This is a genomic window from Pasteurella dagmatis (assembly GCF_900186835.1).
In the GTDB taxonomy this organism is placed as follows: Bacteria; Pseudomonadota; Gammaproteobacteria; order Enterobacterales; family Pasteurellaceae; genus Pasteurella; species Pasteurella dagmatis.
Window position 1 is genome coordinate 1,393,387 of sequence record NZ_LT906448.1, and the last position, 25,982, is coordinate 1,419,368.

Consider the following 25,982-nt stretch of genomic DNA (forward strand, 5'->3'; position numbering starts at 1 on the left):
AAAACATTAGCAATTTTAACCGCACTTTTACTTAAGCCTTTCTCAACTTAATCTTTGATCTGATTTATTAAATTCTCAACAAAATCCAACCGCTCTTTATGGCTCGTGAAGGCTTTATTAAATCTAAATTTAGTCGGGCCATCGAAACGGTAAACTGTTGGCTCTGTTTGGATTAGTTGTAAGAATTTCATTGGGTCTAATTCAGCATTTGGTGAAAATTCAATGAAACCGCCTTGCGCATTGCCATCGATTTTCTGAATCTGAACAGTTTTTGCCATTTGGCGCAGTTCAGCAATTTGGAATAAATTACGAGTTGCTTCAGGCAACGAACCAAAACGGTCGATTAATTCCACTTTTAACTCATCTAACGCATTTTTATTTTCAGCCCCTGCAATACGTTTATAGAAAGACAAACGCATATTCACATCGCCTAAATAATCTTCTGGTAGCAAGGCTGGCAGACGTAAATCAATTTCCACTTGCTGTTGCGTTAACTCATCTAAAGATGGCTCACGCCCTGCTTTTAAGGCATTCACTGCACTTTCTAATAAATCCATATACAGCGAGAAACCCACCGACTCAATTTGTCCGCTTTGTTCTGAACCCAATAATTCACCTGCACCACGAATTTCCAAATCATGAGTCGCAAGAATAAAGCCAGCACCTAAATTATCTAAGCTTTCCAACGCCTCAAGGCGTTTTTGTGCATCTTTTGTCATGGTTTTTGGCGGTGGCGTTAACAAATAGGCGTATGCTTGGTGATGTGAACGGCCAACACGTCCACGCAACTGATGCAACTGTGCCAAACCAAAGTTATCCGCACGCTCGATAATGATCGTATTCGCGGTTGGTACATCGATCCCTGTTTCAATGATAGTTGAACAGACTAATACATTAAAACGCTGGTGATAAAAATCTGACATTACACGTTCGAGTTCACGCTCACGCATTTGCCCATGCCCCACTGTAATGCGTGCTTCTGGTACAAGTGCGGTCAGTTTTTCTGCACAATTTTCAATACTTGCCACATCATTATGCAAATAGTAAACCTGTCCTCCACGCAAGATTTCACGCAAGATCGCCTCACGAATCACTAAATCATCCGCTTGTTTCACAAAGGTTTTAATGGTTAAACGACGCGCTGGTGGGGTAGAAATGATCGAAAGATCACGAATGCCGTGCATTGCCATATTCAAGGTTCGAGGAATTGGCGTTGCTGTTAAAGTCAGAATATCAATATTGGCACGTAGCTGTTTAATACGTTCTTTTTGGCGCACGCCAAAGCGGTGTTCCTCATCAATAATCAATAAACCCAGATCGTGAAACTGCACATCAGATTGGATTAATTTATGCGTACCAATCAGAATATCCACTTTGCCTTCCTCCAAGTTTTGTATCACTTGTTTTTGCTCTTTGGTGGTTTTAAATCGTGAGAGCACTTCCACGTTTACTGGCAAATTCGCAAAACGATCTTTAAAGTTTTCATAATGCTGTTGCGCAAGCAAGGTTGTTGGCACTAACACAGCGACTTGTTTATGATTCATTACCGCTAAAAATGCTGCACGCATCGCCACTTCTGTTTTTCCAAAGCCCACATCACCACACACCAAACGATCCATTGCTTTTGGCTGGCACATATCCGAAATCACTGCATTAATTGCCATTTCCTGATCGATAGTTTCTTCAAATGGGAAAGTGGCGGCAAATTGCTGAAACTCTTCACGATCATAATTAAAGGCAAAACCTTTTTGTGCCTCACGTTGTGCATAGACATCTAACAATTCTGCTGCGACATCGCGAATTTTTTCTGCCGCTTTATGACGTGCTTTTACCCATGCATCACTACCCAATTTGTGCAATGGCGCAGTTTCATCTGAACCGCCCACATAACGGCTGATCAAATGCAAAGAGGACACTGGCACATAAAGTTTGGATTCATTAGCATAATTTAACAGCAAATATTCTGCGGTAATGCCACCGTTTTCGAGCGTGACTAATCCCGCATAACGTCCCACACCGTGTTCTAAATGCACTACAGGTTGACCTATTTTTAATTCTGCAAGGTTACGAATTAAAGTGTCAGGATTAACAGATTTTCGCTTATCTCGGCTACGTTGCTGAACACGTTCGCCCAATAATTCTGTTTCAGTAATGAGGGCTACGGGCTGATCTTGTTCGACAATAAAGCCGTTCTCTAAGCCACTAATCAACAAGCTAAATTTATCTTTTACCTGTGAAAGTGCGGTGATTTTTGTCGCCATTATTTTCAATGGTGAAAGTAAGTCACGTAAGGTTTCACGACGTCCTTCACTCTCCACAGAGAAAACAACATTGCCTTTAAATTGTTCAGTAAATTGACGTAATAATTTTAACGGTTCTTTTTGTTGTGATTGAATCGTCAGCTCAGGTAATGCTTGTACGGCTAAATTTTTCTGACGCACTGAAGAACGCACTTTTTCTGCGTTAAAGCTGATTCTCGGGTAACGTTTTAATTCACGATTAATTTCATCAATACGTAACCATAAACGTTCTGGTGCTAACAAAGGTCGCATCGGATCGACTTTACGGCTTTCGTAGCGTTGCTGTGCATCTTGGTAAAAACGTTCGCCTTGTGCTTGAATATCGCCTATATCAATCCATAAACTATTTTTCGGTAAATACGCAAACAGCGTTGCCATTTGCTCGAAGAAGAGTGGCTGCCAATATTCAATACCGGAAATTAATGTGCCTTTGCTAACTTGTTGGTAAATATGTTCAGGATCACGACGAATCTCGCCAAAGGTTTCTCGGAATTGGGAACGGAAAAATTCAATGCCTTTTTCATCGGTCGGAAACTCGTGAGCCGGCAATAAATTAATTTCTTTGATTTCTTCTAATGTGCGCTGTGTATCCACATCAAATGTGCGAATGGTATCAATTTCATCATCAAAAAAATCTAAGCGAAAAGGCACCGCACTTCCCATCGGGAAAAGATCCAACAACGCACCACGCACTGCGTATTCGCCGTGTTCAAGCACTTGCTCCACAGCACGATAGCCAGCACTTTCCAGTTGTAAACGTATTTTATTAATTTGTAATCGATCACCTTTTTTAATTAACAGCACATTATGTTGTAAAAATTCCGGTGGACATAAACGTTGCATTAAGGTGCTAATTGGTAAAATCAAAATTCCTTTTTGACGATGCTGTAATTGAAATAACGCACTTAAACGATAGGAAATAATTTCTTGATGAGGAGAAAAGGCATCATAAGGTAAAGTTTCCCAATCGGGGAAAAATGTAATTGGATGTTGGCTGAATTGCGATAAAACTTTTTCTAAACGCACCGCACTTCGTGTATCTGCAGTTAAGACCACCGTCAGCCCTGAATATTGGCTGGCAATTTCGTTAATCGCTAACGCATCTGCGCCGGCTAATACATTGCCTAAAATTTTATGATCATTGGCTTCTGTCGGAATGGCTAAATCGAAATATTTGGTTGTCATAACTGCGGTGTGTTGTTAGATAAAAATAAAAGATGAGCGATAGTTTAGCCTAAATCTTCCTGTATTTCCAATGAAAGTCTGTATAAAAATCCAGTAAAAAAGCCAAGTTATTTACTTGGCTTTTCATTTATTATTTTTGTGGCTTTCCTGCTTTCTCTTTTTGAGCTTTCATCGCTGCTTTCTCTTCTTCAGTCCAGTTCTCATCAAATTTCACGACTGGTACACAGCAACAACCTCTACCACCACCCTTTTCTACCCCTATATCTTTACAAAATTGGCTATAGCCATCCCACACTTTGCGTAAGAATCCTTTTTTTTTCTCTGTCATATTGGTTTTCTCCTCTTCACGCTAATTTGATTATCATAAAACGATCGTATGATTTTGCAACATTTTCTTGACCTCTTTACGACAGATTTTTAACCAATTTTTCTTTCCCCCTAGATCTGCCATCACTTTTGTTTGTTTATTCAAAAAAGCTGTTAATGTTGGGCAATCCTGACTATCTGAGACTTTCATTAAACGTTGAATTGATGCTATTGTTCCTGCTAACGAACCATGAAAGTTAGCAAAAAACTCTAATAATTGAAGATCTTGTTCTACTAATGTCCAGTCGACGATTGCAGAAAACTGATTTGCCAGTGAATGTAGTGAAAAAGAGAGGTTTCTCTCAAATTGCTTTTTGGCTTCCTGACAGAGTAGTTGTCCTTGTTCAGTCAATGGTTTTATCGCAATGACTGAATAACAACCACTACTCGCTTCTTTGTGTTCGCCTAAATGGACTACATCAAAACCACATTTTTGCCAAAATTGAGCCAGTTGCTTAGTGTAACCAAAACTGACGGAAAGAAAATCCACATCGGCTTCCTGACTGATTTTTTCAATAAGCTGTTGCCCTATACCCAACTTTTGCCAAGCGGGATAAAGCGCAATGCGAGAAATCCTCAACGAAGATAAACGACAAGCCTGCTGTAAATTACCTTGATAACAAAGGGCTTGTGCAACCAAATTCCCTCTTGGACGACGAACACCACGTGCAATATCCAAAATGAGAGAGTCGGACTGCATATTTCCTTCTTCCACCAGCCATACGCCCCCCACTAAATCAGATTCTGTTTCGGCGAGATAAAATTGTTGTTTCGGTGCATCAAATAAACGGCGTAAATCAAGAGGCGAAGTTCGATAATGTGCTAAGGTGAGTAAGCCATAAAATTCGGTGACGTTGTGTTTCTCTACAAGCTCACTCTGTAAATAAGATTGAATTTGGATAGCACCTAGCAGATCATTTTGCTGTAAAAAAGCGTCTTCTGCATCGAGCATTAAAAGCTCGTCAATAAAGGCTTCTAACTTATCGTTAGCTTGCCAACGAAGTGGCTGATGAAGCTCAAAATGCACAAAAGTGCGGTGCAAATTTGCTAAAAATTTGAGTAAAAAACCACGCCCGGTGCCTTCATAGCTTTGAATGGTTGTGGTGCAAAGAATACGCTTGAAAGCGGAAGTGAGCTGTTCTAACAACGTGAGCGGGATCATCGCCGCTTCATCAATCAGCAACCATGTATCTGCAAACTGATTAGGATCTTGTGCAATTTGTTCGCAAAGTAAATCAGGCGACATAAAATCCAGTTCAACCTCTGCAAAATCTTGCAAAATATTGACCGCACTTTTATTCGGTGCAGTGAGAATCAAGGATTCATTGTGCTGCGTTAACTGCTTTGCCCAAAAGCCAGCTAATGCGGATTTTCCACGTCCACGTTTAGCCGTCACAATCAACACATCTGCGGTCGCATCATTGAGCTTTTCGAGCAACTGGCTTTGTTCGGTTGTAGGTTTCTGCTGAAAATCTAGCGCACTTTCTATGTAAGTTGGCTGCATAATTTGTGGAAAATCAGTATGGCAAATCGGGAAACCGTATTCTTGTACTTTTTGTTGAAAATAATGAATAAAGTGCGGTGTTAAAATCGGTTGATTTTCTCCCGACCAACGCAAAGAATCAGGATCTTTCCATTGTGTTAATTCACTCCACTGATTCAACAACACAATAAGCGTTCCGCCTTGTTGTAATGCGCCACTGGCAATGGCTAACACATCAAGGTTTAACCCTTCTCGGGTATCATAAATAATGAGAACAAACTCTTGTCCTAAAAGATTTTTGGCTTTATTAAAAGGGAAAAAAGGAAAAGACAAAAAAGGCGGTAAATTGTTACCAATCCATACCGCACTTTTTGTTTGGGGTAATGTCGCGAGTTGGTGCGATAATTTACTATCGTCACCTACCCAAAATTGTAGATTTCGCTGTTTATTATCTTGCTTCATTATATCAGTTATTGAAATTTACCAACGGTCCAACGGGTGTTCCCAATCAATACTTACCCCTTTTTTCTGCCTATAAATAGGCTCTTGCTGACCACTAATTTTACGTTCGATAGCCTCTTGTTGATCTCTTATCTTTCTTTCTATCGATTCTTGCTGATGACGAATTTGTTCTTCAATAGACTGCTGTTGTTGAATATGGCGTTCAATTGGATTTCTAGATTGTTCATCTAAACCATATTGATGTTTACTTTCTTTAAAGCGCTTGTTATAGCTTTCTTTCAAATTACGACATTCTGATTCACGAATATTAGTAATGTCGTGTTTTAACTGATCATATTTGAACTGAAAATAACGATAAGCTTTAGGATCACCATAAATAGTTCTCGCTAATGATTTACCGACGATTTTTTCTAATTGTTCGTGGATCATTTCTTTCATCAATTGCTTTTCTAACGCTGTTAAACGTTCATCAGGTTGCTGACCTAATTCTGGCAATAAGCAATATTCCACATTATTTTTTGCAAAAATAAAACGGTTCATTTGATCCGTTGAGATTTTATAATAACGGCTAGTGCCGAATGGATATTCTTGCTGATGTTTGCGATCTAATTTTGGCTCAAAAGGTGGGTCGTAACTTGGCCGATAAACAGGTTCATCTTTTTCATATCGAGTATGAGGGTAATAAGCCACACAAGCACTTAGGCTCATAATAGATAACATCACAATTAATTTTTTAAACATTATTTCTTCCTATTTTTCTGCTGTAATAAATATGCACCTACTGGACTCCAGTTCTCTCTTTCGAAAAAATGAGACTTCTTAGACCACAACCAAAAAAATAGTTTAAAAAGTGCGGTTGTTTTTCCTTCAATTAAGCACATTTTTCGCTTAAATAAGGATCTTCAAAACCTAATGACTGCATAATTTCTGTTTCTAGGTTTTCCATTTCTTCTGCTTCATCATCTTCAATATGATCGTAGCCAAGCAAATGCAAACTACCGTGTACGACCATATGCGCCCAATGTGCCATCAACGGTTTACCTTGTTCTTCTGCTTCTTTTTCTACCACTTGTCGACAAATAACTAAATCGCCTAGCAAACCAAGCTCCACTTCATCAGGACACTCAAAAGGGAATGACAACACATTAGTTGGTTTATCTTTACCACGATAAGTGAAATTTAAGTCGTGGCTTTCTGCTTCATCGACGATACGCACTGTCATTTCAACGTCCGATAATTCAGGTTGCACCGCACGATTTGCCCATTCTTGGATTTGAGCTTCTGTTGGAAGATTTTCTGTATTTTCAGTAGCAATTTGTAAATCAATAATCACTTGCTTCATTTATTCATTCTCATTTTGTAAATTTTCTGACCGCTCTTTTTCGATACGTTCTTGACGACGTTGTTCAGCTATAGCGGCACGACGAACCTCATCTTGAGCTTCCCACGCATCGTAAGCCTGTACTACTTTTGCCACCACCGGATGGCGTACGATGTCTTTGCTTTCAAAATAATTAAAGCTCAGTTCAGGCACGTTTTCTAATACTTCAATAGCGTGGCGTAAGCCTGATTTTTGGCTGCGTGGCAAATCAATTTGGGTAATATCACCTGTAATCACTGCTTTCGAGTTAAAACCAATACGCGTTAGGAACATTTTCATTTGCTCAACAGTAGTATTTTGGCTTTCATCTAGAATAATAAAACTGTCATTCAATGTACGGCCACGCATATAGGCTAAAGGTGCAATTTCAATAACATTACGTTCCATTAACTTTTGCACACGCTCAAAACCTAACATTTCAAATAGTGCATCATAAAGCGGTCGTAAATATGGCTCGATTTTCTGCCCTAAATCACCCGGCAAGAAACCCAATTTTTCACCAGCCTCAACAGCTGGGCGAGTAAGTAAAATACGACGAACTTCTTGCTTTTCTAGAGCTTCAACTGCTGCTGCAACTGCCAAAAAAGTTTTCCCCGTTCCAGCAGGACCAATCCCAAAACTAATATCGTGACGGAAAATATTGTGTAAATATTGGACTTGATTTGGCCCGCGAGGTTTAATCAATCCACGTTTGGTTTTAATTGAAGATTCGTACACTTTGCTTTCTTCACGCTCGTCATCATTTTCTTGTACTAAAATGCGACTTTCTTGAATCGCAATATGTACATCTTCCAAATCTAATTCCTTAATTTGTCCACGCACTGGTGCAGTCTCTAAATACAAAACTTGGATTAATTTGACCGCACTTTTCAGCAATTTTGCGTGATAAGGTTTGTTTTCTTCCTCATTTGACTGAATAGTAAAGGTGAAATTACGACGAGAAATAGTCAGATTTAATGATTTCTCAATCAGTTGTAAATTCCCTTCATACGCGCCACACAATGCTTGTAAACGAGCATTATCTTGTGGTTCAAGAGTAAGTGTTTCGGTGAGTAAATCGCTCAAAGCTAAACCTCAAAAGTTAAAATAAAAGTGTTTGTATTGTAAAAATATTGATGAAAATTTGCTAGGTGAATACCCTTCATAATATTTAGCATAAATAAAGCAACAAAGGCGAACTCAACGCTCGCCTTATTCTCATTATATTAATTCAGGAAATAACATCTTAATCACGTTTTGGGTCAGACGGCGAGATTTTCCCGCATAAGGGAAAATGTGCATCATCATCATTGGATTGAAGTTAGCCTCAATCACACCCCACGATGCTAAATTTGGCTCAGCTGGCTTTTTCAGATCTGGGATAATTAAATCCACACCACATACTGCTGCGCCCATTGCTTTCGTAATGCCGACTGCAAGTTGTTTATAGCTTTCGTGCATTTCATCCGTCATATCAATGGAATCACCGCCCGTACTGATATTCGAATTTGCACGCAGTTGCACAAGCTGATCTTTGGCTGGCACAGAATCTACGGTTAAACCTTGTTCTTTCAGTTGTAACTGCTCGATTTCACCTAAAGCAATTTTCTTCAATGGGGTGCGGCTGCCGTCACCACGTAATGGATGATTATTTTTCATTGTAACAAGCTCAGCCACAGTATGTACGCCATCACCAATGACATTAGCTGGCACACGCAACAATACGGCAAGGGTTTCATCACCTAGTACGAAGAAACGATATTCCGTTCCCACTAAATAATCTTCCACCATCACTTCTTTGTCTTCACGGAAAGCAATTTCAACTGCTTTCGCAAAGTCATCACGATTTTGTACGCCTTGTTGGAAGATCGTGATACCTAAACCATAATTCGTTGATTTTGGCTTAATCACCACGGCTCTGTTTTCAAATAACGCATAGCTTGCCACTGCTTTCTCAAGGGAAGTAAATTCCACACTTTGTGGCACGTTGAAGCCTGCTTTGTGTAAGACTTTTTTGGTGACAACTTTGTTTTCCATAATTAATGGCGAAATATAGCTGTCGTGCGAAGTCATATTGCCATTTTTCACATATTCAATGTGATCACCGTGTTTTAAGCAAAGAAATTGATCGTTTTCATCTAAGATTTCAGTGTGAATCCCTTTTTTGATCAAATCGAACAACAAGGCTTGAGTCGAAAGCTCCATATTGTCGAATGCTGATAGAGCATAAAAACGCTCAAATGCTTTTGCTTTATATTGTTGTGCTAATTGTGCACCTAATTGTTGATAGCTGCCCGCTTGCTCAATTGCTTGAACTAAACGACCTCCAATCGTTTTACTTGGGTCTGCGAATTGGCTTAATTTATCTTTCACAATCTCAACTAATTCAGCCTCTGCGCCAATTTGCTCAAGCATTGAAAGCAATTCTAATAAAACTAATTCACCCTCTACGGCGTATTCTGTTTTATCTAACGGATGCTCAAATGCAACTTCTGCTAAACGCGCTTTGCCTAACTCAAGGTCTTCTTGAGTTGCCGTTTGCTCAATCCAAATCATTAATAAAGCGAATGCGTGAATAAATTTCGCATCATTTAAGCTGATACCGTAAATTTCAAATGGGTTTAAATCAAATAAACGGAATTCGAGGTATTTAATACCATTTTGTAATAGCTCACGTGCTTTTTTCGCACCACGTAAACGCACATTTGAATAAAATTCTTTCTCAGCAATCAATTTGCCATTTGCAACCCAATGTTCTAGAGTTTCAACGTATTTTTCTACGCTATCAAAGGACACTTTAATTTCAGGATCATTTACATAGCCGTATTGACTTGAACGTAAGCTACGCACGAATTGCCCCGCTTTTAATGGTGAACCATCTTTGAAATACACAGATTCCACCGTTGGCGTTGCAGAAAGCAAATACAGAAGAATCCATTGATAACGTAAAAAGTTTTTCGCCATTTTCAGATATAAATCATTCTGAAAATCCACCGCACTTTTGTACTCATTTTGTAAGCTAAATAAGCGTTGAACTAATTCTGGTGAAAGCTGGAAATTATAATGAATACCACTCACCATTTGCTTATTTTTGCCATAAGCTCTGACTAAATATTCACGATATGCGACATCTTCGGGATTATCGAGTTGCGCTACTTTAATTTTATCTTCTGTCGGCAATCCTGCTGGCATACTTAATGGAAAAATGTATTCATTTTCAGGTAAAGTACGTTGAACCACTTCGTGAATTGCAGAAAGCCAACGATAAGTATCTTCAAGTTTAGTATTTGGTGGAGTAATTAATTCTAATTGGCTTTCAGCAAAGTCAGTTTGAATATAAGGGTGATAACTACGATTTCCAAAGGCTTTAGGGTGTTCTGTAGTCACAACTGAGCCATCAGCATAAACTCGCTGGCTTTCTTTTTCCAAGCCAAATGAACCTTGTTGGAATAATAAACCGAGCTGATTTTCTTTGATAAGTTGTTGAATGTTCATTAACTTTCCTTGAATGAAATAGGGATTTTCCCTAATTTATTAAAATTAACTGGATGAAAGTAAATTACTAAATGAATTTATGTTCTCTTTTCCACCAGAAAATTAGACGTTTCCTACGATTAAATATTACTTAAGATCACTTAAGTACTGCCTAAAATAATTCACTAATTTCCCGAATTAAATAACACTTTCACCAAATACAAGTTATCCCACTGCTGTTATAAAACAGAAAAGCAAAATAAAGGAAAAATCCACCCTCAAGAAGGTGGATTTACTTTAAGAATAAAAAATCATATTAATTCACCGCACTTTTACGTGAACTTGTACGGCTTTTTCTTGCTGTTTTCACTGCATTTACAGGAGTAAGTTTGACAAACTCAACACCTGTTGGTGGATTTTCTAATGCGATAGCTAACACTTCATCAATAGTTTCAACAGCGTGAATCACTAAGTTATTTTTCGCATTATCTGGAATTTCTTCTAAATCCTTCACATTTTCTTTTGGAATAATCACTGTTTTAATTCCACCACGATGTGCTGCTAAAAGTTTCTCTTTCAAGCCACCAATCGGCAACACTTTACCACGTAATGTAATCTCACCAGTCATTGCCACATCGGCTTTCACAGGGTTACCCGTCAAGCAAGACACTAATGCAGTGCACATAGCAATACCTGCACTTGGACCATCTTTCGGTGTCGCACCTTCAGGTACATGAATGTGAATATCACGTTTTTCGTGGAAGTCAGAAGCAATACCTAATTTTTCCGATCTTGCACGCACGACTGTCATTGCTGCTTGAATAGATTCTTTCATTACATCGCCCAATGAGCCGGTATAAGTAAGTTTCCCTTTACCTAATACAGATGCAGTTTCGATAGTGAGTAAATCACCACCCACTTCTGTCCACGCAAGACCTGTGACTTCACCCACACGATTTTGCGTATCAGCACGCCCAAACTCAAAACGTTTCACGCCTAAAAACTCCTGTAAATTAGCCGCGCTTACTTTGATTGATTTTAATTTCTTATCAAGTAATAAGTTTTTCACTGCTTTACGGCAAATTTTTGAAATTTCACGTTCAAGACTACGTACACCTGCTTCACGCGTGTAGTAACGAATAATGTCTAAAATGGCACTTTCTTCAATGACTAATTCGCCCACTTTCAAACCGTTGCGTTCCATTTGTTTTGCTAATAAATGGCGAGTCGCAATATTGAGTTTTTCATCTTCGGTATAACCAGAGAGACGAATCACTTCCATACGGTCTAATAATGGCGCAGGAATACGCATTGAGTTTGAGGTTGCCACGAACATTACATCAGATAAATCGTAATCCACTTCTAAATAATGATCGTTAAATGTGGTATTTTGTTCAGGATCAAGCACCTCTAACAATGCAGAAGCTGGATCTCCACGCATATCCGAACTCATTTTGTCGATTTCATCAAGCAAGAATAACGGGTTTTTCACGCCCACTTTGGCCATTTTTTGAATCAATTTACCCGGCAAAGCACCGATATAGGTTTTACGATGACCACGGATTTCAGCTTCATCACGCACTCCACCTAACGCCATACGCACATATTTACGCCCTGTTGCTTGTGCGATAGATTGACCTAATGAAGTTTTACCAACCCCCGGAGGCCCAACTAAACATAGAATCGGACCTTTAATTTGATTTAAACGTGTCTGTACCGCTAAATATTCTAAAATGCGCTCTTTCACACGCTCTAAACCGTAATGATCTGCATCAAGCACTTGTTGTGCTTTCGCTAAGTCTTTTTTCACTTTAGTGCGTTTATGCCAAGGTACTTGTACCATCCAGTCAATGTAACTACGAACGACTGTGGCTTCTGCTGACATTGGGGACATCATTTTTAATTTTTGTAATTCAGCTTCGGCTTTTTCTCTTGCTTCTGTCGGCATTCTCGCATCTTCAATTTTTTTACGAAGTTGCTCAATTTCATCTGCGCTGTCACCTTCGCCAAGTTCTTTTTGAATTGCCTTAATTTGCTCATTTAAGTAATAATCGCGCTGAGTTTTTTCCATTTGTTCTTTCACTCGGCCACGAATACGCTTTTCAATTTTCAACAAATCCGTTTCAGATTCCATTAAGCCAAGCAAATATTCAAAACGTGCAACAACTTGTGGAAGTTCTAACACCTTTTGTTTGTGCTTAACCGCTACCGGCATATGCGCAGCTAGAGTGTCACTTAAACGGTCAAATTCTTCGATACGCTCTAAAGCAGAATGTACATCAGGTTGTACTTTTTTATTCAACTTCGCATATTTTTCAAACTCAGCCAACGTAGCTTTTTTCACCACTTCAAGTTCTTTATCATCACCAAATTCAGTTTCGATTAGACTAATGTTTGCTGAGAAAAACTCACCGTTATCGTCTAAATGCTCAATATTTGCGCGTTGCTGACCTTCTACCAACACTTTTACTGTGCCATCTGGCAATTTCAATAATTGAATGATATTAGCAACAGTACCGACACTGTAAACATCATCAATAGTTGGCTCTTCTAAATCCGCTTGTTTTTGTGAAACTAGTAATAGTTGTTTACCTGCCTCCATTGCTTCATCGAGGCTGCGAATAGATTTCGGTCTACCAACGAATAATGGCATTACCATATAAGGAAATACAACGACATCACGCAATGGTAAAACTGGAATTGTCTGCTGCTGTGTTTTTTTTGCGCTCATTACGCTCTCTCTTAGTTAAAAATTGGGGTATTTTGCCTAATATGAGGGCAAATAATAATAAATCAAGTTGGAAAGTGAAAAAGTGCGGTAAAAAATGACCGCACTTTTTATTAGTATGACAAGAATGAATTATGCTTTATACACCAATGTTGGTGCTTGTTTTTCGGTAATTGTACGCTCTTCAACAAGGACTTTTTCAAGATTCACCAAAGACGGTAAATCATACATTGTGTCTAGCAGTACCGCTTCAACAATTGAACGTAATCCACGTGCTCCCGTTTTACGCTCTAATGCTTTTTTCGCCATTGCGATCAATGCTTCTTGCGTAAACTCTAATGCCACATCTTCTAACCCAAACAACGCTTGATATTGCTTGATCAACGCATTTTTTGGCTCAGTTAAAATTTTGACTAAAGCTTCTTCATCAAGCTCAGCCAGTGGTGCAACTACGGGTAAACGCCCAATAAACTCTGGAATTAAACCAAACTTCATTAAATCATCAGGCTCAACTTGCTCGAATAATTGGCTTAATGTCGCTTTATCTTGTTTACCTTTCACTTCCGCACTGAACCCAATGCCAGAACCCACGTGGACACGTTTTTCAATCACTTTATCTAAACCCGCAAACGCACCACCACAGATAAATAGAATTTTTGAAGTATCAACACGTAACATTTCTTGTTGCGGATGCTTGCGACCACCTTGTGGTGGAATTGATGCCACAGTGCCTTCGATTAATTTTAATAATGCTTGCTGTACACCTTCACCTGATACATCGCGTGTGATTGACGGATTTTCAGATTTACGTGTAATTTTATCGATCTCATCAATGTAGATAATGCCTTTTTCAGCACGCTCAACATCGTAATCACAGCTTTGTACTAATTTTTGCAGGACGTTTTCAACGTCTTCTCCTACATAACCCGCTTCTGTTAACGTGGTAGCATCTGCCATTGCGAAAGGCACATTCAACATACGTGCCATTGTTTCAGCGAGTAACGTTTTACCACTTCCCGTAGGACCGATTAATAAAATATTACTTTTACCTAATTCAACATCGATAATTTTTTTATCTGAACGCAAACGCTTGTAATGATTATAAACTGCAACCGATAACACTTTTTTAGCATAATCTTGACCAATCACATAATCATCTAAATGCGCACGAATTTCGTGTGGTGTAGGCAGTTTTTGTTCTTCTTGCCCCTCCACTTCTGGTGTTTCTGAAACTTCTTCAGATAACAGCATATCGTGGCAAAGTTCGATACATTCATTACAAATATAACCGGAAGTGCCCGCAATTAACTTGCTCACTTCTTTTTGTTCTTTACCACAGAAAGAGCAATGTAACTCAGTGTTTTTTTCCATTTTTAATCCTAAATTCTTATCGTTTCACTAACACTTCATCTACTAAACCATAGGCTTTTGCTTCTTCAGCTGACATAAAATTATCACGATCTGTATCACGCTCAATACGTTCAATACTCTGACCTGTGTGGAAAGCCAGACGTTCATTTAAGGTTTGTTTAATTTTTAAAATTTCTTGAGCGTGAATTTGAATATCAGATGCTTGACCACGGAAACCACCTAACGGTTGATGAATCATCACACGTGCATTTGGTAATGCAATACGCTTGCCAGCAGTACCACCCGCTAATAAAAATGCACCCATTGAGCAAGCTTGCCCAACACAAAGCGTGCGAATATCAGGTTTAATAAATTGCATTGTGTCATAGATTGCCATACCCGCAGTCACTGAGCCACCTGGTGAGTTAATATAAATATTAATATCTTTTTCTGGATCTTCTGATTCTAAAAATAATAATTGAGCGACAATTAAATTTGCCATACGGTCTTCTACTTCACCACTCAAGAAAATAACACGCTCTTTTAATAAACGTGAATAAATATCATAAGAACGCTCACCTCTTGAGGTTTGCTCTACAACCATAGGAATTACACTCATATTTACCTCTTTCAATCCAATTTAATAAAATTAAAGCAATTCAGTTATTCTACCTGAAAATTAGAATTTTTCTAACTTGAATATTTCTAAGTAATAAAAAAGTGCGGTCAAAATTGGATTTTTTTGACCGCACTTAAATAAGCGCTAAATTTCAACGCAATAATTGAATTATGCTTGTGGATTCATCACTTCATCGAAAGAAGCTGCTTTTTCTGTAACTTGTGCTTTGGCAAGAACTGCATCCACAGCCTGCTCTTCTAAGACCACATTACGAATATTATTCATTAACTCTTTGTTTTTGCTGTAATATTCAACAACTTCAGCAGGTTGCTCATAAGCAGATGCGATTTCTTCGATCATTGCTTTAGCACGAGCATCGTCAACTTTTAATTCATTAGAAGCAATAACTTCAGCTAATAATAAACCAACTTGAACACGACGTTTTGCTTGTTCTTCGAATAATTCACGTGGTAATTGAGCTGTTTGTTCTGCATTACCACCGAAACGTTGTGCTGCTTGACCACGTAATACTTCAATTTCTTGTTCTACTGCAGATGCAGGTACTTCAATTTCGTTTTGCGCTAATAAACCGTCAATAACTTGACCTTTTACTTTTGCAGTTAATGCATTTTTCAATTCACGTTGCATATTTTTACGAATTTCATTACGTAAATCATCTACAGTTTTGGTATTTGGGCCAAATTTAGCAACAAATTCATCTGTTAATTCTGGTAAAACCATTACTTCAACTTTTTTCAAGTTGATCGCAAATTTCGCTGCTTTACCTTTTAAGTTTTCAGCATGATATTCTTCTGGGAAAGTAACGTTAATATCAAATTGTTCACCTGCTTTGTGACCAACAATGCCCTCTTCAAAACCAGGGATCATACGACCTTGACCCATAAATAATGTGAAGTCTTCCGCTTTACCACCCTCGAACTCTTCACCATCAACAGAACCTACAAAGTCGATCACCACACGATCTTCTGCTTTTGCAGCATCTGTGCTTTCAGCCCAAGTTGCTTGCTGTTTACGTAATACTTCGATCATTTTTTCGATGTCAGCATCAGTGATTTCAACAACTGGTTTCTCAACTTTGATTTGATCTAAACCTTTTAATTCAACTTCTGGATAGACTTCAAAAGTTGCAGTAAATACTAAATCTTTACCCACTTCAAATTGCTCTACTGCGAAAGACGGACGACCTGCAAGATTTACTTTTTGTTCAATAATTACATTGAAAAAATTGCTTTGTAATAATTCGCCTAATACATCGTGACGCACTGATGGTCCAAAACGTTTTTCAATAATGTGTGGTGGTACTTTACCTTTACGGAAACCGTCAACACGTGCAGTTTTTGCAACACGTTTTAATTCTTCACGAACTGCACCTTCAACAGCGTCAGATGGAACGGTGATTTGAACACGACGCTCAAGACCTTGAGTTGTTTCAATAGTAAATGACATTATGTTACCTCAAAATGAATTTGCACTCGGCGAATGCACACACCGAACACGTTAGTAAAAATTAAAGTTAAAAATAACCGAAGAATTATAGCGACATAAAACACATCAGTCGAGAAAATGCCATATAAAAAAATATATTTGTTTATTTTTTAATCTAAAATAAAAAGAGGCATTCATTTACGCCTCTCTTTTTTTATTTAAACAGCAAATTAAAGAGCTTTAGGTAAACGAATTTTTTGTCCTGGGAAAATTTTATCCGCATCTTTGATAACTTCTTTGTTTGCATCAACAATCGCAGTGTATTTTGCACCATTGCCATAGGTTTTTTCAGCAATTTTCCAAAGTGTGTCGCCTTTTTGAATCACATAGAACTCATCATCGCCAGCTAAGCTTTCACCGCTTTTAATCACAACTTTATCTACGTTTACAGAAGTGATACCTTCAACGTTCCCCACCATTAATACCGCTTTTTCTAATGCGCTAGCAGACTCTGCATTGCCTTCAATAAAAGCAACGCCATCTTCTACTTTCACGACCACATTTTCAAGACCTGGGTTGTCTTCGTTAAGGTGTTTAGTTACTGCTTCTGCTGCATCTTCTTTTTTAGAAAATAGTTTACGACCGATTTCGCCTACAAAATCAAATAAACCCATAATATGTTCCTCTGTTGTTAATGAAAATCTTACCAAACATAACGGAATATATTCTCTAAGTCCACCGAGAAAGTCGAATATTTACACAAATTGAAAATTATTGCATAAATTTGACCGCACTTTGAGCAATCTACGCTACAATGCAAATTTATGCTAAAAAATAGATAGGACATTATTATGCGTTGGCGTGGTCGTAGAGAAAGTACAAATGTTGAAGATCGCCGCTCGGCAGGCGGTGGTTTCGGTGGTGGTAAAAAAACGGGAATTTTAGGTTTTATTATCTTATTAATTGGCGCTTACTATGGGGTAGATTTATCCGGTTTAGTCGGCACGCCTGACTTCGGTTTACAACAATCTAATTCATTAAATTCACAAGAAGAACAAGAGCTTAATGGCTTGTCTCGTGTGGTTCTTGCCGACACAGAAACTGTTTGGGGCAATTACTTTGCGAGCCAACAGCAACGTTATCAACCACCAGTGATGGTGCTTTATAATGGCGTTACTCATACTGCTTGCGGTACAGGTCAATCAGCAATGGGGCCGTTTTACTGCCCGAATGATCATAAAGTCTATTTAGATCTTTCTTTTTATAGCGATATGAAACACAAGTTAGGCGCAGACGGCGAAGCGGCATTTGCTTACGTTATCGCACACGAAGTAGGACATCATATCCAAAACTTATTGGGCATTTTACCAAAAGTTCACCGCTTACAAGGGCAAACAAGCCGTGCACAAGCAAATCAACTTTCTGTCAAAGTGGAACTTCAAGCAGACTGTTTTGCTGGCGTTTGGGCACACCAAGCCTCAAAAACGGGTTTATTTGAAACAGGTGATATTGAAAAAGCCTTCAATGCAGCCGAAGCCGTTGGCGATGACCGTTTACAAAAACGTAGCCAAGGTTATGTTGTGCCTGACAGCTTTACTCACGGAACATCAGAACAGCGTTTGCAATGGTTCAAACGTGGGTTAAACAGTGGCAATCCAAGCCAATGTAATACATTCTAACCATCTACATCTTTGCTTAAAGTGCGGTGAAAAATTTAAAATTTCACCGCACTTTTTTATGTTTTTATTACCAACTTATTTTAATAAAGCCGCAGCTTTTTGCATAATCTGCAAAGTGAGCTCGCAAGATTTCACAAAACTTGGGATAGGTAAAAACTCAAAATTCGAATGAAAATTATGTGCGCCTGTAAAATAATTAGGTGTTGTAATCCCTTTTACAGATAGTGCTGCACCATCAGTACCGCCTCTCATTGGTATCACTTTAGGCTGCACATTAACCTCTTTCATGGATGAAAAAAGTAAATCAATCGATCGTCGATCTTCTGTTAATGTATTTGCAATATTGCCATAAATATCAGAGATCTCACATTCAATTTTTGCACGCGGATATTGTTTTTGAATTTTATCTACCGCATGCAAAATAAATTGTTTACGTTGCTCAAAACTGTTTTTATCAAAATCTCTAATCGCAATATTTACATTTGCTGCTCGTTGATTAGCTGAAAATCCATTAAACCACCAATATCCCTCTTTATGCTCTGTGCATTCTGGCGTTTGGTTACGATCAAACAACTGAATAAAATCTTGTGCGACTAAAATAGGATTAACCAATACACCTTTGGCTGACATTGGATGTGCACTCACTCCTTGAATATTCACTTTAGCAACTGCAGCATTAAAATTCTCATAAACAACTTCACCTAACTCGCAGCAATCGATAGTATAAGCAAAATCTGGTTTAAATTTCGTTAAATCAAGTAACTTTGCTCCCCTTAAACCAATTTCCTCGTCAGGTACAAATGCAATATAAATATCCCCCGTAGGAATTTTATCTTTCTTAATTAACGTCAGTGCACTCATAATCGTTGCAATTGCCGCTTTATTATCTGCGCCTAATACACTGGTACCATCACTAAAGATAATTTTCTGGTTTTCATAAGCTAATATTTCGGGATGCTCTGCTACCCGTAACCAAATATTTTTATCTTTATTCAACAACAAATCTTCACCTTCGAAAGTTAAGATTTGTGGTTTAATATCTGGCGATAACGATACATCAACTGTATCTAAATGTGCCACAAAGCCAATTGGTGTCGCATTTTCAATGTTACCTTTTAAAAGTGCGGTCACATTCGCATGCTCATCAATTTCGACATTTACTAAACCCAAGGCTTTTAGTTCATCAGCAAGTAAATGAGCCAGTTTTCTCTGCCCTTCTGAACTTGGTACTACAGTTGCACTGGCTAAACTCTGGCTACTTATAGATAAGTAACGAAAGAAATTCGAAACAAGTAATTGTTGTATATCCATACTGCCCTCCTTTTTGATGTTCAAATAAACATTAGTACAAGATAGCCTATATGAGCGATAATATACAATTAGATTATTGAAAAACTATTCCCCTTTCTCAACCTGATAATTCGTTATAAAAAAGCCACTTCTTAAGAATCAAATACTGAATTGATTGAATAGTAGTAAATAGCGCATAAAACGCAACACCCTGTAATACCAACATTTGCTTATCAAAAAGCGTATCCATATAATAAGCAGCTACTGAGTATTTTATGGGTAAAAAAATGGATTTAACGATTTATCTACAGTTTTTTGTTAGCCTTATCGCATTAGTGAACCCGATTGGGGTTGTGCCTGTGTTTTATGCAATGACGTCTACTTTTAGCAAAGAGCAACGCAATAAAACAGGATTAATTACTTGCTTTTCAATTGCAGTGATTTTACTTGTCAGCTTTTATTTTGGACAATTTATTTTAAATTCCTTCAAAATTTCAATTGATTCCTTCCGCATTGCAGGGGGAATTATTGTAGTGCTGATCGCCTTAACAATGATCAACGGTAAAATCGGTGAACACAAGATTAATAAAGAAGAAAAAAGTGAGAATTTGGATGACTATACCAACATAGCAGTTGTACCACTTGCTATGCCAATTATGGCAGGCCCCGGCTCAATCAGTGCTACAATTGTGTTTGGCTCGACACAACATCAGGCTCTAGATTATCTCTATTCATCACTCACCATTATCCTATTTGGTATCACTTGTTATATGTTATTCCGTTATTCTGAGCCGTTAATTAAACGCTTAGGAAAAACAGGCGCTAACGTGATTACCCGTATTATGGGTTTACTGCTGATGTCTCTTGGTGTTGAGATTATTACTAGTGGATTAAGAAACCTCGGTGTTTTCTAACTCTCTTAACTCGACAAAAGTGCGGTGATTTTATAAACAATTTATAAAATCACCGCACTTTTTTATTTCCCATCTAAAAATCATTCTCAATTTTTATCTTTATCTCTATACACCCTATTTAAAACTAGATATTTATAGATAAAAAACCATCAAAATTAAATTTTATCTAAAAAAACATAGCTTTTTTCATACAAAACATCGGCTTTATTAAAAATAATAAAATAATCCAAAGAAAACGTTTGCATAAGCCCAAAAACTTATTGCATATTATCTGAGAAGCCTATGTGGCGAAAAAAATAATAAAACAATGCAAACAATTACAACATCTTAGAAGGATATCATTATGACAACTCAAGTTACCTCATTAGAAGAGTTTTTATCCTACGTTGCAAAACGTGATTCAAACCAACCTGAATTTTTACAAGCGGTACGTGAAGTTTTCACATCAATTTGGCCATTCTTAGAAGCAAACCCGAAATATCGTTCACAAGCGTTACTAGAACGTTTAATTGAACCAGAGCGTGCAATTCAATTTCGTGTTGCGTGGACAGATGATAAAGGTCAAACACAAGTAAACCGCGCATTCCGTGTGCAATTTAACAGCGCTATAGGCCCATTCAAAGGCGGTATGCGTTTCCACCCGTCTGTAAACCTATCAATCTTAAAATTCTTAGGTTTTGAACAAATTTTCAAAAACGCATTAACTACATTGCCAATGGGTGGTGGTAAAGGTGGCTCAGACTTCGATCCAAAAGGAAAATCAGATGGCGAAGTAATGCGTTTCTGCCAAGCATTAATATCAGAATTATATCGCCACGTAGGCGCAGATACTGATGTACCTGCTGGTGATATTGGCGTAGGTGGTCGTGAAGTCGGTTACCTTGCAGGCTATATGAAAAAATTATCAAACCAAGCATCTTGCGTATTCACAGGACGCGGCTTGTCGTTCGGCGGTAGCTTAATTCGTCCTGAAGCAACAGGTTATGGCTTAGTATATTTCGCTCAAGCGATGCTTGCTGAAAAAGGTCAGAGTTTTGAAGGTAAAACCGTTTCTGTATCAGGTTCTGGTAACGTTGCCCAATATGCCATTGAAAAAGCCTTACAATTAGGTGCAAAAGTCGTCACTTGTTCCGATTCTTCTGGCTATGTGTACGATGAAGACGGTTTTACTCCGGAAAAATTAGCTGCATTAATGGAATTAAAGAATGAAAAACGTGGTCGAGTTGAAGAATACGCAAAACAATTTGGCTTAAAATATGTAGCGGGCAAAACCCCTTGGGAAGTGCAAGTGGATATTGCATTGCCTTGCGCAACGCAAAATGAATTGGATTTGACCTCTGCGAAAACCTTAATTGCGAACGGTGTTCAGTTAGTGGCAGAAGGTGCAAATATGCCAACAACAATTGAAGCAACTGATGCATTCTTAGAAGCTGGTGTATTGTTTGGACCTGGTAAAGCAGCAAACGCAGGTGGCGTGGCGACTTCCGGTTTAGAAATGGCACAAAGTTCTCAACGTTTATATTGGTCGGCTGAAGAAGTGGATCAACAACTACATAGCATTATGTTGAACATTCACGAAAACTGTAAAAAATACGGTACAGTTGAAGGTCAAGAAAACATTAACTATGTAGTGGGTGCTAACATAGCAGGTTTTGTAAAAGTGGCTGATGCAATGCTTGCACAAGGCGTGTACTAATCGAAGCTGAAAATCTAAAAAAATCGACCGCACTTTGAGCTCATTCATCGCAAAGTGCGGTCTTTTTTTGCTATTCTTCTTTATCTATAATTGTTCTAAAATAACGTCAATTAATATCAGGATGATAGGTAGCACAATGAAAGGTATCAATTTTCTTTTTCTTCTTTTCTCTTTATTTTCTTTGAATAGTTGGGCCTCAAGTTGCACTGCATCAAATTTAGATGTAGTAGTGCTTGGCTCCGGAGGACCTGAAATTCAATTATTTAGAAGCAATCCGCCACCACAAGCAAGAGCCTCAGCTAGTTACTTAGTGCGTGAAAATGGGCAAGCAAAATTTTTAGTGGATTTAGGTACTGGTGCATTACAAAACTTTGCTCAAGCAGATGCTAAAATCGAAGATCTTAAAGCAATCTTCGTCAGCCATTTCCACGTAGATCATATAAATGACTTACCCTCATTGTTAAAAGCCTCTTTCTTCTCTAATCGTACTGACGATCTCCCAATTTATGGTCCAACTGGAAACGAGGTCATTCCTGATACTGCACAATTTATTTCTCGTTTATTTGGTGAAAATGGTGCCTATGCCTATTTGTCTGATTTTCTAAGTGGCGATGCAAACTATCTAGTAAAACCAATTTCAATCAATGCGGATAAACATAATCCTGTAGTATTCAATACCGAAGTTGATGGTTTCCAAATTCAGGCTATTGGCACAGAACACGGTTTACTTCCAGCCTTGGCTTGGCGGATTGAAAAAAATGGCTGTAGCGTGGTCTTCTCTGGTGATACCAGTAATAAAGGCAAAACATTAAACCAGTTAGTAAAAAATGCGAACTGGTTTGTGGCACACAATGCAGTGCCTGAAAGTAGTCAAGATAAAGTGGCACAAAAATTACATATGAAACCATCAGAAATCGGTGATATTGCAAAGCAAGGCGAAGTCAAAAATATTCTTTTAAGTCACTTAATGCGTCGTACTGAAAATGCAAAATCAGAAACGAAACAAGCTATTAAACAGAGTTATAAAGGAAAGATTCACTTTGCGGAAGATTGCGCGATCTATGCATTAAATGAGAATAAGCAAACGATAAGTTGTAAAAAATAAAAATCGGTTATAAAACAACCCGAATTGTTAATTTTTTGTTTAAGAAACAACGTCTATCTGTTGAACTTTTCAGCATTATAGTGAATAATTTCCATTATTTTGTAAGGTTATTAGTAAGAAGTTTTTTATGTGCCAATTATTAGGAATGAACTGTAACACCCCAACAGATATTGTGTTCTCTTTTGAAGGTTTTCGTCGCCGAGCAGGATTAACCGACTGCCACTCTGATGGCTTTGGCATTGCCTTTTTTGAAGGAAAAGGCGTACGTATTTTTCGTGATAATCAGGCAGCACATTCATCACCTATTGCAGACTGTGTGAAGCAATATCACATTAAATCTTTTAATGTAATTGCCCATATTCGCAAAGCCACTCAAGGGGAAGTCAATATTGAAAATACACACCCTTTTATTCGTGAATTATGGGGACAAAATTGGGTATTCGCTCATAATGGCAACTTACAAAGTATTCCTCTGCCACGAAATGCATTATTCTACCCAATTGGCGATACTGACTCAGAATCAGCTTTTTGTTATATGGCAAGTGAATTAAAAATGCGTTTTACACAAAAGCCTACAAAATCGGAGTTATTTGAAGCAATCAAAGAAATTACACACGAGATTGTAAAAGGTGGCACATTTAACTTTATCCTTTCAAATGGAGAGTGGATGATTGCACACTGTTCCACTAATTTACATTACCTCACACGTAAAGCCCCCTTTGGTAAGGCGCAGCGCATTGATGATGATGGTGTTATTGATTTTAATGATCACGCAAAAGCTGGCGATAAAGTGACTATTATCACCACATTTCCACTGACTAAGGATGAAGTTTGGACAAAAATGGAACGAGGTGGTTTTGTGTTCTTTCAACAGGGCGAGAAAATCGATGAAGTACTAGGTAAAAAAGGTGAGAGTATTGATGATGGCACATTAGGCTATCAAAAATGTGCATAATTATTTTAAATGTATTTTTCAACAAAGCGTGATGTTTATCACGCTTTTATTTTGTTCAAATCTTATCCTGAGTTTTTGTTAAAAATTAGTTAATTAATGATATTTTTTAACCAAAAACAGGATAAAATACCGATCTAAATCACAAATTCGAGATTTAATTTAATTTTATTTTTGAATTTATACTCCAACCTGACTACTATAATGACCTAATTCTTTTCTGCGTATCTATTTCATACCTACGCACCTTGTTTTTCAACAACAAAACGGAGCATTATATGACAACGAAGTCTTGTGCAAAATGGAGTAAATTTGATCTCATTTGGGCATTAAATTTATTTGGAACAGCCGTTGGCGCTGGGGTTTTATTTTTACCAATCAACGCAGGTAAAGGAGGGTTCTGGCCATTGGTCTTAATGGCAATTATCGTAGGCCCAATGACCTACTTTGCGCACCGAGGGCTTGCTCGCTTCGTATTGTCGTCTTCGAAAAAAGGCAGTGATATTACAGAGGTGGTTGAAGAACATTTTGGTCACACTGCTGGCAAACTTATCACACTCCTCTATTTTTTCGCCATCTTTCCAATTCTTCTTATTTACGGCAATGGTATCACTAATACTGTCGATTCATTTATCATAAACCAACTAGGAATGGAACCTATTTATCGCCCATTACTTTCTTTTGTATTAATTGCTGCACTGATTTCTGTAATGTTAATGAGCGAAAAAATTATGCTTAAAATTACAGAATTTCTTGTTTATCCACTTGTGTTAATTCTATTAGCCTTATCATTGTATTTAATTCCAGAATGGAATACCTCAATGTTAAGTGAAATGCCAACTGCAAATGCATTCATTAGTACACTTTGGATCACTATTCCAGTATTAGTTTTCTCATTCAACCATTCACCAGCAATTTCATCATTCGCACAGTCCCAACAACGAGAATATGGTGACTTAGAAAATACCGAAAAACACGCAAGCCGTACTTTAAAAGCGACTTCAACAATTTTATTAGTATTTGTAATGTTCTTCGTATTTAGCTGTGTGTTAAGTTTAAGCCCTACTGAATTAGCAGAAGCAAAAGCACAAAATATCAGCATTTTATCTTTCTTAGCGAACAAATTTGATAACCCTTATATTTCTTACTTAGGTCCATTAGTCGCATTCCTTGCGATTACAAGCTCATTCTTTGGTCACTATTTAGGGGCTAGAGAAGGTTTAGAAGGATTAATCACAAAAATAAGTGGAAAAGACATCAATCGTAAAAAATTAAATTATACAACTGCAATCTTCTTCTTAATTACACTTTGGATTGTTGCAATTATTAACCCAAGTATTCTTGGCTTAATTGAATCTTTCGGAGGTCCAATTATTGCAGCTATTTTGTTCATTATGCCAATGTATGCGATCCGCAAAGTGCCAGCAATGCAACGTTATCAAGGTAAATTATCCAATATCTTTGTGGTCGTAATGGGGCTATTTGCAATTTCAAATGTGATTTATGGGTTATTTTAAAATTTAAAAATCCGTGTAGAATAGCCTCCTTTTTTACTCTCTTTAGGGAAAAGTAA

The 25,982-nt window shown here is 37.9% G+C and carries 19 protein-coding genes; 6 read left to right on the forward strand and 13 right to left on the reverse strand.

What is annotated here, in order from left to right; genetic code table 11:
* Positions 1–47: 47 nt before the first annotated feature.
* The 12 genes from mfd to lysM form a co-directional block, all read right to left on the reverse strand.
* Positions 48–3,485 carry a transcription-repair coupling factor gene (mfd, locus tag CKV78_RS06380; RefSeq protein WP_005763071.1) on the reverse strand — a complete coding sequence of 1,146 codons (3,438 nt, stop codon included), beginning with the start codon at positions 3,483–3,485 and terminating at the stop codon, positions 48–50.
* 130 nt (positions 3,486–3,615) lie between these two features.
* The gene (locus CKV78_RS06385) at positions 3,616–3,813 is read right to left on the reverse strand and encodes a DUF5363 family protein (RefSeq protein ID WP_095075294.1); all 198 of its coding nucleotides are present in this window, start codon (positions 3,811–3,813) and stop codon (positions 3,616–3,618) included.
* A gap of 33 nt (positions 3,814–3,846) precedes the next feature.
* Positions 3,847–5,796 (reverse strand): tRNA(Met) cytidine acetyltransferase TmcA, encoded by a 1,950-nt coding sequence (locus tag CKV78_RS06390; protein WP_005763075.1) that lies wholly within the window; start codon positions 5,794–5,796, stop codon positions 3,847–3,849.
* An 18-nt stretch (positions 5,797–5,814) separates the two neighbouring features.
* Positions 5,815–6,537 carry a DUF5358 family protein gene (locus CKV78_RS06395; protein ID WP_005763076.1) on the reverse strand — a complete coding sequence of 241 codons (723 nt, stop codon included), beginning with the start codon at positions 6,535–6,537 and terminating at the stop codon, positions 5,815–5,817.
* Between the two features lie 130 nt (positions 6,538–6,667).
* Positions 6,668–7,138, reverse strand: a complete 471-nt coding sequence (gene ybeY, locus CKV78_RS06400; RefSeq protein ID WP_005763079.1) for an rRNA maturation RNase YbeY — start codon at positions 7,136–7,138, stop codon at positions 6,668–6,670.
* Positions 7,139–8,242: a PhoH family protein gene (locus tag CKV78_RS06405; protein ID WP_005763081.1), complete on the reverse strand. Its 1,104-nt coding sequence runs from the start codon at positions 8,240–8,242 to the stop codon at positions 7,139–7,141.
* A gap of 135 nt (positions 8,243–8,377) precedes the next feature.
* Positions 8,378–10,651, reverse strand: coding sequence for a bifunctional glutamate--cysteine ligase GshA/glutathione synthetase GshB (gene gshAB, locus CKV78_RS06410; protein WP_005763083.1), 2,274 nt, complete (start codon positions 10,649–10,651; stop codon positions 8,378–8,380).
* 295 nt (positions 10,652–10,946) lie between these two features.
* A complete protein-coding gene (lon, locus tag CKV78_RS06415; RefSeq protein WP_005763085.1) occupies positions 10,947–13,361 on the reverse strand; it encodes an endopeptidase La in 2,415 nt (804 codons plus the stop codon).
* A gap of 129 nt (positions 13,362–13,490) precedes the next feature.
* On the reverse strand, positions 13,491–14,729 hold the full coding sequence (gene clpX, locus CKV78_RS06420) for an ATP-dependent protease ATP-binding subunit ClpX (RefSeq protein ID WP_005763087.1): 1,239 nt from the start codon (positions 14,727–14,729) through the stop codon (positions 13,491–13,493).
* 16 nt (positions 14,730–14,745) lie between these two features.
* Positions 14,746–15,327, reverse strand: a complete 582-nt coding sequence (gene clpP / locus CKV78_RS06425; RefSeq protein WP_005763088.1) for an ATP-dependent Clp endopeptidase proteolytic subunit ClpP — start codon at positions 15,325–15,327, stop codon at positions 14,746–14,748.
* Between the two features lie 168 nt (positions 15,328–15,495).
* Positions 15,496–16,794 (reverse strand): trigger factor, encoded by a 1,299-nt coding sequence (gene tig / locus CKV78_RS06430; RefSeq protein WP_005763090.1) that lies wholly within the window; start codon positions 16,792–16,794, stop codon positions 15,496–15,498.
* 209 nt (positions 16,795–17,003) lie between these two features.
* Positions 17,004–17,447 carry a peptidoglycan-binding protein LysM gene (gene lysM, locus CKV78_RS06435; RefSeq protein ID WP_005763091.1) on the reverse strand — a complete coding sequence of 148 codons (444 nt, stop codon included), beginning with the start codon at positions 17,445–17,447 and terminating at the stop codon, positions 17,004–17,006.
* Positions 17,448–17,624: 177 nt separating this feature from the next.
* Here lysM and ypfJ point away from each other — a divergent pair, with 177 nt between their 5' ends.
* Positions 17,625–18,452 carry a KPN_02809 family neutral zinc metallopeptidase gene (gene ypfJ / locus CKV78_RS06440; protein WP_005763093.1) on the forward strand — a complete coding sequence of 276 codons (828 nt, stop codon included), beginning with the start codon at positions 17,625–17,627 and terminating at the stop codon, positions 18,450–18,452.
* A 75-nt stretch (positions 18,453–18,527) separates the two neighbouring features.
* Here ypfJ and pepT read toward each other — a convergent pair whose 3' ends face one another.
* On the reverse strand, positions 18,528–19,763 hold the full coding sequence (gene pepT, locus CKV78_RS06445) for a peptidase T (protein ID WP_005763095.1): 1,236 nt from the start codon (positions 19,761–19,763) through the stop codon (positions 18,528–18,530).
* Between the two features lie 266 nt (positions 19,764–20,029).
* On the opposite strand from pepT, the gene CKV78_RS06450 reads away from it, so the two are divergent.
* From CKV78_RS06450 to CKV78_RS06470, 5 genes are all read left to right on the forward strand, one after another.
* Entirely contained in the window at positions 20,030–20,656 is a 627-nt protein-coding gene (locus tag CKV78_RS06450) for a YchE family NAAT transporter (protein ID WP_032855470.1), read from the forward strand.
* A gap of 343 nt (positions 20,657–20,999) precedes the next feature.
* Positions 21,000–22,352, forward strand: a complete 1,353-nt coding sequence (gene gdhA, locus CKV78_RS06455) for an NADP-specific glutamate dehydrogenase (RefSeq protein ID WP_005763100.1) — start codon at positions 21,000–21,002, stop codon at positions 22,350–22,352.
* 136 nt (positions 22,353–22,488) lie between these two features.
* Positions 22,489–23,457 (forward strand): MBL fold metallo-hydrolase, encoded by a 969-nt coding sequence (locus CKV78_RS06460; protein ID WP_050397009.1) that lies wholly within the window; start codon positions 22,489–22,491, stop codon positions 23,455–23,457.
* 127 nt (positions 23,458–23,584) lie between these two features.
* Entirely contained in the window at positions 23,585–24,412 is an 828-nt protein-coding gene (locus CKV78_RS06465; protein WP_005763105.1) for a class II glutamine amidotransferase, read from the forward strand.
* A gap of 275 nt (positions 24,413–24,687) precedes the next feature.
* The gene (locus CKV78_RS06470) at positions 24,688–25,926 is read left to right on the forward strand and encodes an HAAAP family serine/threonine permease (RefSeq protein ID WP_005763107.1); all 1,239 of its coding nucleotides are present in this window, start codon (positions 24,688–24,690) and stop codon (positions 25,924–25,926) included.
* Positions 25,927–25,982: the final 56 nt, after the last annotated feature.

Coding starts and splice junctions, on each gene's coding strand:
- mfd (WP_005763071.1), bottom strand. CDS start 3,485: ATGACAACCAAATATTTCGATTTAGCCATTCCGACAGAAGCCAATGAT.
- CKV78_RS06385 (WP_095075294.1), bottom strand. CDS start 3,813: ATGACAGAGAAAAAAAAAGGATTCTTACGCAAAGTGTGGGATGGCTAT.
- CKV78_RS06390 (WP_005763075.1), bottom strand. CDS start 5,796: ATGAAGCAAGATAATAAACAGCGAAATCTACAATTTTGGGTAGGTGAC.
- CKV78_RS06395 (WP_005763076.1), bottom strand. CDS start 6,537: ATGTTTAAAAAATTAATTGTGATGTTATCTATTATGAGCCTAAGTGCT.
- ybeY (WP_005763079.1), bottom strand. CDS start 7,138: ATGAAGCAAGTGATTATTGATTTACAAATTGCTACTGAAAATACAGAA.
- gshAB (WP_005763083.1), bottom strand. CDS start 10,651: ATGAACATTCAACAACTTATCAAAGAAAATCAGCTCGGTTTATTATTC.
- lon (WP_005763085.1), bottom strand. CDS start 13,361: ATGAGCGCAAAAAAAACACAGCAGCAGACAATTCCAGTTTTACCATTG.
- clpX (WP_005763087.1), bottom strand. CDS start 14,729: ATGGAAAAAAACACTGAGTTACATTGCTCTTTCTGTGGTAAAGAACAA.
- clpP (WP_005763088.1), bottom strand. CDS start 15,327: ATGAGTGTAATTCCTATGGTTGTAGAGCAAACCTCAAGAGGTGAGCGT.
- tig (WP_005763090.1), bottom strand. CDS start 16,794: ATGTCATTTACTATTGAAACAACTCAAGGTCTTGAGCGTCGTGTTCAA.
- lysM (WP_005763091.1), bottom strand. CDS start 17,447: ATGGGTTTATTTGATTTTGTAGGCGAAATCGGTCGTAAACTATTTTCT.
- ypfJ (WP_005763093.1), top strand. CDS start 17,625: ATGCGTTGGCGTGGTCGTAGAGAAAGTACAAATGTTGAAGATCGCCGC.
- pepT (WP_005763095.1), bottom strand. CDS start 19,763: ATGGATATACAACAATTACTTGTTTCGAATTTCTTTCGTTACTTATCT.
- CKV78_RS06450 (WP_032855470.1), top strand. CDS start 20,030: ATGGATTTAACGATTTATCTACAGTTTTTTGTTAGCCTTATCGCATTA.
- gdhA (WP_005763100.1), top strand. CDS start 21,000: ATGACAACTCAAGTTACCTCATTAGAAGAGTTTTTATCCTACGTTGCA.
- CKV78_RS06460 (WP_050397009.1), top strand. CDS start 22,489: ATGAAAGGTATCAATTTTCTTTTTCTTCTTTTCTCTTTATTTTCTTTG.
- CKV78_RS06465 (WP_005763105.1), top strand. CDS start 23,585: ATGTGCCAATTATTAGGAATGAACTGTAACACCCCAACAGATATTGTG.
- CKV78_RS06470 (WP_005763107.1), top strand. CDS start 24,688: ATGACAACGAAGTCTTGTGCAAAATGGAGTAAATTTGATCTCATTTGG.